This is a genomic window from Curtobacterium flaccumfaciens (assembly GCF_051548005.1).
Classification (GTDB): domain Bacteria; phylum Actinomycetota; class Actinomycetes; order Actinomycetales; family Microbacteriaceae; genus Curtobacterium.
This window is the reverse complement of record NZ_JBPUGH010000140.1, coordinates 1-8,875: the sequence shown is the minus strand read 5'-3', so window position 1 is coordinate 8,875 and position 8,875 is coordinate 1. Positions and strand designations below refer to the sequence as shown.

The 8,875-nt window shown below is 70.3% G+C and carries 9 protein-coding genes; all 9 read right to left on the bottom strand.

The window, feature by feature from the left end; translation table 11 throughout:
• Positions 1–225: 225 nt before the first annotated feature.
• Positions 226–687, bottom strand: a complete 462-nt coding sequence (locus tag ACSW7Y_RS14075) for a DUF6121 family protein (RefSeq protein ID WP_438126872.1) — start codon at positions 685–687, stop codon at positions 226–228.
• A gap of 100 nt (positions 688–787) precedes the next feature.
• Entirely contained in the window at positions 788–1,393 is a 606-nt protein-coding gene (locus ACSW7Y_RS14070) for a CBU_0592 family membrane protein (protein ID WP_438126871.1), read from the bottom strand.
• A 172-nt stretch (positions 1,394–1,565) separates the two neighbouring features.
• On the bottom strand, positions 1,566–2,291 hold the full coding sequence (gene gspM / locus ACSW7Y_RS14065) for a type II secretion system protein GspM (RefSeq protein ID WP_438126870.1): 726 nt from the start codon (positions 2,289–2,291) through the stop codon (positions 1,566–1,568).
• Entirely contained in the window at positions 2,288–3,043 is a 756-nt protein-coding gene (locus ACSW7Y_RS14060) for a hypothetical protein (protein ID WP_438126869.1), read from the bottom strand. Before ACSW7Y_RS14060 ends, gspM begins: the two co-directional genes overlap by 4 nt.
• Positions 3,040–4,092: a type IV pilus assembly protein PilM gene (gene pilM, locus ACSW7Y_RS14055; RefSeq protein WP_438126868.1), complete on the bottom strand. Its 1,053-nt coding sequence runs from the start codon at positions 4,090–4,092 to the stop codon at positions 3,040–3,042. The genes ACSW7Y_RS14060 and pilM overlap by 4 nt, the downstream gene beginning before the upstream one ends.
• A 14-nt stretch (positions 4,093–4,106) precedes the next feature.
• Positions 4,107–4,940, bottom strand: coding sequence for a prepilin peptidase (locus ACSW7Y_RS14050; RefSeq protein WP_438126867.1), 834 nt, complete (start codon positions 4,938–4,940; stop codon positions 4,107–4,109).
• Positions 4,937–6,751 carry a hypothetical protein gene (locus ACSW7Y_RS14045; RefSeq protein WP_438126866.1) on the bottom strand — a complete coding sequence of 605 codons (1,815 nt, stop codon included), beginning with the start codon at positions 6,749–6,751 and terminating at the stop codon, positions 4,937–4,939. The genes ACSW7Y_RS14050 and ACSW7Y_RS14045 overlap by 4 nt, the downstream gene beginning before the upstream one ends.
• A 2-nt stretch (positions 6,752–6,753) precedes the next feature.
• Positions 6,754–7,458, bottom strand: a complete 705-nt coding sequence (locus tag ACSW7Y_RS14040) for a hypothetical protein (RefSeq protein ID WP_438126865.1) — start codon at positions 7,456–7,458, stop codon at positions 6,754–6,756.
• The coding region (locus ACSW7Y_RS14035) for a type IV pilus modification PilV family protein (protein WP_438126864.1) at positions 7,458–8,875 on the bottom strand (1,418 nt) is incomplete at its 5' end. The genes ACSW7Y_RS14040 and ACSW7Y_RS14035, both read right to left, overlap by 1 nt.

Here is an 8,875-nt window from a genome sequence, read left to right as displayed (position 1 = left end):
GGGTCGGCGTGCGCGGGGTCGGCGTGCGCGGGGTCGGCGTGCGCGGGGTCGGCGTGCGCGGGGTCGGCGTGCGCGGCGGTGCCGCGGATCGAGTCGACGGGCGGGACGGTTCCCCAACCGTCGCCGTCTGCGTGGTCGGTCATCGAGCCCCCGTCGCCGTACATGGTCGTGGTGCGGCGCGCCTCGCGGTGCCGCTTCGTGCGCGCGCTGTGTGCGCCAGCGATGCTACCGCGGGCCGCCGTCACTCCCCGGGGCGTGCGAGGCCGTACCGGAGGCCCGCGACTGGTGCCGGACCGTGGCGATCCCGCCGACGACGCAGAGGAGGGCGACGACCACCGTGCCGACGACGAAGGGGCCGAGCGCAGACCCCGCCGGGAACACGAGGAGCTCGGTCACGTCGCCACGGATCAGGGCGTAGCCGACCGCGCCGACGCCGAGCATCACGAGGTACGACGTCGCGGCGGCCACGAGACCCGTGACGCCCGGGTTCCCCTCCCGTGCACCCGTGCCCGTCGCGAGGAACACGACGATCGCGACCGCGACGACCATCGCGGGGCCGAGGTACGGAGTGGCGTCGGGCTGGGTGATCGGCTCGACGTCGGCGAGGAGCGCCTCGAAGCCGGACACGGCGACGACGAGCGCGATGAAGAGCACGGACGTCATCGTCGCGATCAGCCACCGGGACATGGGCCGATCGTATCGCCGCAGCCCGAGGCGCGGGCGACCGCCGCGGGAGGCGGCTCGACCGCGGGCGCTGCCGCTGCCGGCGGCGGCGGGGTGCTGCGGATCAGGCGTGCTCGTGCTCGGTGCGCTGCTGTGCGTGCTCGCGCTCGGTGCCCTGCTGTGCGTGCTCGTGCTCGCGCTCGGTGCCCTGCTGTGCGTGCTCGTGCTCGGCGCCCTGCGGTGCGTGCTCGCGCTGCGCGGCTGCGACCAGGGCGAGGGCGATCGTGGCGGTGATCACGGGCACGGTCTCGGTCATGGGAGCCGGCGCGACCGGTGCCTGCTCGGCGTCGGCCGCGGGGGCGCTCTCGGGCGCTTCCCCGTGGTCGCGGAGCGCCGGACCGACGACGGGCAGGACCGCCGTCGTGGTCGGCGGCTCGAGGAGGACCTGAGCCGTCGTCGCCTCCACCGGCTCGCCGCGCTTCGCCGCCCGACGTGTGCGCAGCATCTTCGTCAGGACGACGACGGCGACGATCGCCCAGATGCCGTTGACGATGAGCGACGGGATCGCGTGGTGGGCGCCGACGTTGACCGCGATGGCGAGGCCACCCACGAGGTTGAGCAGCTGGTAGACGGGCCCGTTCGGGAGCTTCCCGGTCGAGAAGAGGATGTAACCAGCCAATACGGTTACCGCTCCGAACCAGCCGAGGAACTCCACGATTCCGTTCAACACGCGCGACTCCGGGCACGACGAGGGACAGCCCACGAGCGGGGCCGTCCGAGAGGGGGATGAGCAGCCGCGAGTGCGGCGTCCTGAGCATCGTAGGCAGACGAGGACCCCCGGCGGAAGAGGGTGTGGCGTGGCGCGTCACACCCCAGTCCGCGGGGGTCCTGGGCAGGGGTGGTCAGCGGGTCGACGTCTTCGACGAACCCGTGTCGGTGAGGACGTAGATCGACCCGCCGAACGTCCAGGACGGCCCGTCCGCAGCGCTCGCGCCGTCGCTCGCGCTCACCGTCGTGACGGACGAGGAGATGGAGTCGATGAGGAAGAGACGAGGGTTCGCCTGCACGCCCTTCACGAACGCGAGGGCTTGCGTGAAGTCGCCGGTCACCGAGACGGACACGGGGATCACCGAGAAGTTGTCCGCGGTGATGCTGCCGTTCGTCTCGGTCGTCGGCGCAGCCGGCGTGGTCGCGGTCGGGACCGGTGCGGGCGTCGCACTCGCGGAGGGGCTGGCGCTTGCCGTGCCGGTCGCGCTCGCGGTCGGCACGTCCGCGACCGGCGGCGTGTACGCGACGGCGTCGCTCAGCGAGATCGTCGCCACCTTCACCCCGGTCGCGTTCGCGGTCGCGTTGAGCTGGCTGATGAAGGCCGACGTCGCCGCGGATGCCGGGACGGACGCCCGGAGCGCCGCGAGTTCCGACCGCATCTTCGGCAGGGACTTCGCCTGCTCCCGCAGGCGAGCGATCTCGGTCCGCGTCGTCTGGTTGGTGGCGCTGACGGTCTGGGTCTCGGCGTCTGCCGTCGCCGCTCGGGCGAGCTGGGGCTGGACTCCGAGGAAGAACCCTCCGGCGACGACGGCGAGCGCGGCGACGGCCGCCAGGACGAGCATCAGTCGGTTCCGGCTCATGACTTGTCCTTCGTGTCGTACTTGCCGTCGTACGCCTTCTCGTCGAGGTGGATGGTCATGTCGACCGTGTAGGTGTTCGTGGCGCTGTCGAGCGTGACGGAGTTGGCATTTCCGTCGACGAAGGCCGGGATGGTGCGGATCGAGTCGAGCCAGGCAGGCACGGAGGGCAGGGTCGGGCTCGCAGTGTCGATCGTGAGGGTCGCCACACGCTGTCCTTGCAGCGGTGAGGTGGCCTGCGCGTAGGACTCGAGCGGCGTGGCCGAGTCGATCTGGACACCGGTGATCGTGACCCCGGCGGGCAACGAGTCCTGCACGCGCTGCAGGGTCTCCTGCCAGTCGATCTCGGTCGATCCTCCGACGGCCTGCGCGGCCCGCAGGAGTTCGGACTGCGTCTCGGCGGAGCGGACGTCCCGGAACGCCTGCTGTTGGAGGAGGAGCGCGTCGGTCTCCTGCCGCACCTGCACGAGATGCGACTCGGACTGCACGGCGTTGGCCGACGCGAGCGTCACCGCGGCGGCGACGGCCACGGCGACGACGATCACCCCGAGCCACGCTCGACGGACCCCAGCACGCTGACGTCGATCGACGAGTACCTCGGTGGGGAGCAGGTCGACGCGCGGCACGCCGCCGATGAGCAGGTGGCTCGCGGCCGCGCGCCCCTGCCGCTTCGCGCGCTGCGCAGAGTCAGCGGCGATCCGTGCTTCGTTCGACGCGGTCCCGCGTCGCTTCGACGGTTCGAGGAGCTTCGTCATGCTGCAGTCCTCCCGGTCGCGAGTCCCCAGGCGACCGCGACGGACAACCCGCGTGCGGTGATGTCCTCGCGCCGGATCGCTCGGCTGGTCGTGGCGTCGGAGAACGCGTCCCCGACGACCACAGGGATGCCGGTCTGTGCTCGGAGCGCATCGACGAGGCCGGGGAGCTGTGCGCCGCCGCCGGCCACGACGATGCTCGAGACGCTGGTGCCGGGACGGGTGCCGACGAAGTAGTTGACGGTGTTCCTGAGACTCGTGAGCAACTCGTTGGTGAGGTCACGGATCATCGAGGCCGCTCGACGGTCGTCGGCGGTCTGGACTCGGGTACCGAGACCGATCCACCGTTTGACGGCTTCGGACTGGTCGACGGGGATGTCGAGCGCCGCGGCGAGCGAGGACGTCAGGTCGTCACCACCCGTCGGGATGATCCGGACGAACTGTGGCACGCCGTCGGTGGCGATGACCACCGTCGTCGTGTTCGCCCCGACCTCCGCGAGGGCGTGCGTTCCCGGGAACCGTGCCGCCGGGAGGTAGACACGGGTCAGCGCGAAGGGGATGAGGTCCACCCCCACCGGGTTCAACCCGGCGAGCTGCGCCGCTCGGACGTTCGCGAGGACTGCGTCCTTGATCGCCGCGATGAGCAGTCCGTGCACGACCGGGCCCTCGGCCGTGGTCGACTCGGACACCGGGTAGAAGTCGAGGATGGCGTCGACGACGGGGACGGGCAACATGTCCTGGACCTGGAACGGGAGCGATTCCCGGATCTGCGCGAGCGGAGCCCTCGGCACCGTCAGGTCGCGGGCGAGCACCCGCTGGTTGCCCATCCCGAGGACGACGTCCTTCGAGCGGAAGTGCCCGGTGCGCCACAGCTCCTTGAGGCTCGCGGCGATCGTGTTCGGTTCGAGCACCTCGCCTCGCTTGGTCGCTCCGACGGGCAGCGGAACCTCCGCCACGCGCTGGATCACCGGCTCGGGCCTGTCCGGGTTCGACACCTCGACGCCTCGGATGGTCTCGCCTCCGATGTCGATGCCGACGACGCTCTTCGCCATGTGCGGGTCCTTCCTCAGGCCAGGCCGATGATTCGCAGGTAGCCGTCCGCGAGCGTCCGACCGAGGAACACGCCGAGCCAGGCGCCTCCGAGCATCCACGGGCCGAACGGGATCCCGGACCCGCGCTTCGCGCGCCCGAGGACCATGAGGCCGATGGCGAAGCTACCTCCGAGGACGAACGCCCCGAAAGCACCCACTGCGAGGGGTCCCCATCCGAGGTACGCCAGGACGAGACCGAGCACCCCTGCGAGCTTGACGTCGCCGAGACCCATCCCCCCGGGCACGGCGACCGCGAGCACGAGGTAGGCGCCGCCGAGGACGACCAGACCGATGAGACCGCGCAGCAGCGCCGGCCAGTCTCCGTCGAGCGCCGAGGAGACCGCGAGGAGGACGCCGATGACCGGGTACGCGGGCAGCACGAGTGCGTTCGGCAACCGGTGCACGTCGAGGTCGATCAGGGTCAACGCCACCGATGTCGCCATCAGGTAGAGCATCGCGACGAGCTGCGCGGTGGCCGCGGCCGCTGCGAGCCCGTCGCGTGCCTCGACGAGGGCCGGCCCGAAGCGCAGCACGACCACGAGGAACAGGACCGCGGTGGCGGACTCGACGAGCGGGTAGCGTGCGGAGATCCGGGTCGAGCAGTCACGGCAGCGGCCTCGGAGCAGCACCCACGAGACGACGGGGACGTTGTCGCGGGCGCGGATGTCGTGTCCGCACCTCGGGCACGAACTGGCGGGGGCCACGACGGACAGGCCCGCCGGCACACGGTGGACGACCACGTTGAGGAACGACCCGACGACCAGACCCAGCACCGCGCCGAGGACCGTGACCGGGATCGCGGCGATCACCGGGGGTTCCCGGCAGCGTCGTAGGCGGCCTTGACCTCGATCTGCGACGTGACCTTGTAGGTCGTGATCACCGGTTGTGGGAAGAACGGCGGCGTGTAGCTCGCGAGGCTCGAGTCGTAGCCGTAGCTCTTCAGGTACCCGTTCGTCCCCTGCCCGACGGCGCCGCGGTACCGCTGCGCGATCGACCCGTTGACCGTGAGGGTGCCACGAGCACCGCCGTACCCGTAGTTCTGCACCGTGAAGGTGCCCTGGTTCGAGAGGATCGCACCGGAGACCGTCCGGTTGGCTGTGAGGAACGGGTAGGCGTTCCCCGTGCCGCTGACGAACATCGGGTTCCAGACCATCACGGCCTCCTGTCCGACGATGCCGAGCACGGTCGATGCCGACCGGTTCGCGGTGTACTTGAGGTCTCCCGTGACGTACACGTAGTTCTCCGCGTCGAGGGTCATGGACTTGTCGACGGTTCCGGACACGAACAGGTCGCCGTTCGTGCACCCGTACGCCGTGCTGAACGGGATCGACGCACCGGCGGTGTTGCGTGGGTTCGACTCGCTGTAGGTACCGCTGTACCCGGGCAGCGATCCCGAGTACGGGAAGCCGAGCCCGTTGTCCGCGACCGACGAACTCTTCATGCAGGCCGACGGTGCGTTCCGCGTCGTGTAGGTGGACCAGTAGTAGTTCGGGTTCGTCGCGCTCCCCGTCCCGGCCGATGCGGGTTCGTCCTGCACGTAGATCAGGTTGTTCGCGAGCAGGCTCGTGTCCAGTGTCGCCCCGGCACCACGGAGGTCGGCGATCGCTCCGCACTTCGCCGGGCTCGACCCGTAGGGGCTCGTCTTCTGCAGGTTGGTCGCGAGCGTCAGCGGCGAGCGCACCGTCATCTTCCCGTTGCCGAGGAACGTGATCTGCGTCGGTCCCGTGTACAGGCAGCCGGTCCCGGGACTCGTCCCCGTGACCGAGGAGTCGTCCGAGTACATCCGGTCGCGTCCGGCGCTGATGGTCGACGGCGGCGTGTAGGAGCCGACGACCTCCGGCTGGTACCCGCTGTAGTACTGGAACGACGGCGTCTTCGCGGGGCTGCAGACGCGGTTGCTCCACCCCTGGGCGGACTGGACCGTGCTCTTGAAGGTACCGCCGCAGATGAGCAGCATGTCGTTCGAGCGGATCGGCCCGTTCAGGACGTCACCGTCCTGGAACTGGATCCGACCGCAGGCCGCGTTGCCGTTCGACGGACGGGCCGTGTAGTCGGCGTTCTGGTAGACGTTCGTGCAGTTCTCGCCGGTGATGTCGGGGTCACCGGACTCGTAATCGGTCCAGTAGAGGTAGTTCGAGAAGCCGTCCGGCTTGACGTTGGCGACCAGGGTGCGCGTCGCGTTGCCGGCCTTGCCGGTCACCTGGACACGGACGATCCCCTGTTGACCGTAGATGCTGTTGTCGGCCGCGTAGCGGTAGTAGGTGGAGCCGCTCGAGCCGGACGAGTCAGGCACCGCGACCCAGCTCGTGAAGGCCGCGTTCCCGCCGGTGCCGCCGGCGAACTGGTCCCCGTTGCTGAACGCCTGGCTCGGGTCACCGTACTTCGTCGCGTACGTGTTGTCGGCGTTGACCCGGGACTGGTAGTCCGCGAGCCCGGCGTACGCCGCCGCCATGGCATTGGCGTAGTCGCGGTCACCCGACGACTTGGTCGCACCGGTGGCGGCGAGTCCCGCCATCGTCGCGGCCAGGATCATCACGACGGCACCGATCGCGATGACCGCTGCCAGCGCGACTCCGCGGTCGTCGTCGTGTGTCCGGATGGAGGCGAGGATGCGACGCACGGTCAGCTCCCGAACTGGAGGTTGGGCATGCCCACGGTGCTCGTGAGCGAGACGTTGTTGGCGGCGGCAGGCTTGGCGAGGTCACGCTCGCCGACCGTGAGCGCCACGGTCACCGTCCGCACGGACTGCAGCTGCAGCGCCGTGAGCCCCGCTGCGCCGGGCGTGATCGGGTTGCCGCCGGCGTCGGCGTACGAGAAGAGCGTTCCCGGCACGACCGAGGTCACCAGGTTGAGCGAGGAGGTCGGCGCTGCGGTCAGGGTCGGCGTGGTCGCCATGGGGAAGGAGTAGTAGCTGTTGGTGGCGTCGGTGGCCGTTCCGTTCCACTTCGTCTCGGTCAGGGTCCCCGCGTTGGTGTCGAGCGTGTACTGCACCTCGACGGGTTGCACGTCCACCGCCGAGTTGAGGTTGATGTAGGCGAAGAACCGGACCGAGGTGGCCGTGGCGTACTGGAACGCGTACTGGGTGTCGACGCCGCTTGCGACGGGGTTGTTCGACGCGACACGGAACATCCGTTCCATCTCGCGCATCGCCGTCGAGGCCGAACGGGTGTTGGCGTCGACGCCGCTGGTCGTCGTCGACGCGCGGGAGACCGAGACGAAGAACGCGCCGACCATCGCGAGGACGATCACACCGACGCTCATGGCGACGATGAGCTCGGCCAGGGAGATCCCCCGGTCCTCCTCGCGGAGCCGCGCGACGAGGCGCATCACGGGTTCCTCCGCGGGTCGAGCATGACCTTGTTCGACGATGTCGTGACGCCGGTAGCGGTGGTGGCGCTCGGCGTCCCGCTCGCGAACGTGATCGAGACCACGCCGGCAAGGATCGAGACGACGGTCCCCGAGCGGAGCGTGTACGTGCCGTAGGGGAGGGCGATCGTCGCCGTCCCGCCGACCGGGAGTCCCGTGAAGGTGTACGTGACCGGGGTCGCGCACCCGGGATCGCCGGAGTTGGCGTTCGGCGCGGTCGTCGTGGCCGTCAGCGCGTTGTCGGCCTTGCCGGCGAGCTTCACCGTGACGAGCTGGACCGGGGCCTTCACCGCGTTGGTCCCGGCGGCGGGCTGCGCGAGGTTCCGGGGCGCCACCGCCGTGCCGTTCGCGGTCGTCCAGTTCTCCGGGTCGACGCTCGCGCAGGTGGCGGGGGTCCCGGGCACCGCCTTGTAGCCGTCGGTGTACGGGAAGACCTGCGTCGTGGTGCCGGCGGCGAACGGCCCGTAGTCGGCCGACTTGCGGCGGAGCGTGACGGGCGCGGACGTGGGCGCGGTGAACGCGGTCGTGCTCGCGTTCGGATCGGACCACTGGGGCGCGACGGTGAGCGCCGTGTCGTAGTTGAAGTTCGCTGCCGAGGTCTGGCTCGTCTGCACGGTGACCGTCGTGGACGGGGTCGCCGTCTGGGCTCCGAGCGATCCGGAGGACGTTCCGTCGTCGATGTTGCCGGACTTGGACAGCGACACGTCGTACCGGCCGGGCTTGACGTTGAGGGCGTAAGTGCAGCCGTTGGCGTCCGTCGGCGCGATGGTCGAGGTGATGGCGCTCGCGCCCGCGGGGTTCGCCGTGTTCGGAGCGATGGAGACGTTCACCCCGGCGTTGCCGCTCCCGTCCACGCGGGACACGGACACGATGATGATGCCGAGGTTGGCCGCGGTCACCGACGACGTCGGGGCCACCATGCTGTTCATGGACACGGACTGCGCACTGCCCGACGACCAGCTCACGGTCATCGAGATGCGCTTGTAGGCGAGCGGCCCGCCGCCGCTGCCGCACGCGTTCGCGCTGCCCGAGGTGGGGACCCACCGAGCGACCTGCTTCACCGTGTACTGCAGCCCGCCGACGGTCGGCGTCGTGGTCCCGTCGACGACGGAGAACAGGTTCGTGGCGGTCCGGGCCCGGTCGATGGCGTCCTGGGCGAGGCCGATGGCGACCTCGCGGGACCGGGAGACGTGGGTGAGGGCGAGGGATCCGACGATGCCGGTCGCCACCGCGGCCGCGATCATGGCGAAGACCGTCATGGCGACGAGCACCTCGACGATGGTGAACCCGTCGTCGCCGCCGCGTGCGTTGCGCAGCACCGCGTTCAGCCGCCGCATGCTCACCTCCCGTGCGCTTCCAGCAGGTTGCCCGGTGGCGG

What these genes read in the sequence shown, in the direction of transcription:
- ACSW7Y_RS14075 (WP_438126872.1), bottom strand. Translation starts at nt 687, where the DNA reads ATGTCCCGGTGGCTGATCGCGACGATGACGTCCGTGCTCTTCATCGCG.
- gspM (WP_438126870.1), bottom strand. Translation starts at nt 2,291, where the DNA reads ATGAGCCGGAACCGACTGATGCTCGTCCTGGCGGCCGTCGCCGCGCTC.
- ACSW7Y_RS14060 (WP_438126869.1), bottom strand. Translation starts at nt 3,043, where the DNA reads ATGACGAAGCTCCTCGAACCGTCGAAGCGACGCGGGACCGCGTCGAAC.
- pilM (WP_438126868.1), bottom strand. Translation starts at nt 4,092, where the DNA reads ATGGCGAAGAGCGTCGTCGGCATCGACATCGGAGGCGAGACCATCCGA.
- ACSW7Y_RS14040 (WP_438126865.1), bottom strand. Translation starts at nt 7,458, where the DNA reads ATGCGCCTCGTCGCGCGGCTCCGCGAGGAGGACCGGGGGATCTCCCTG.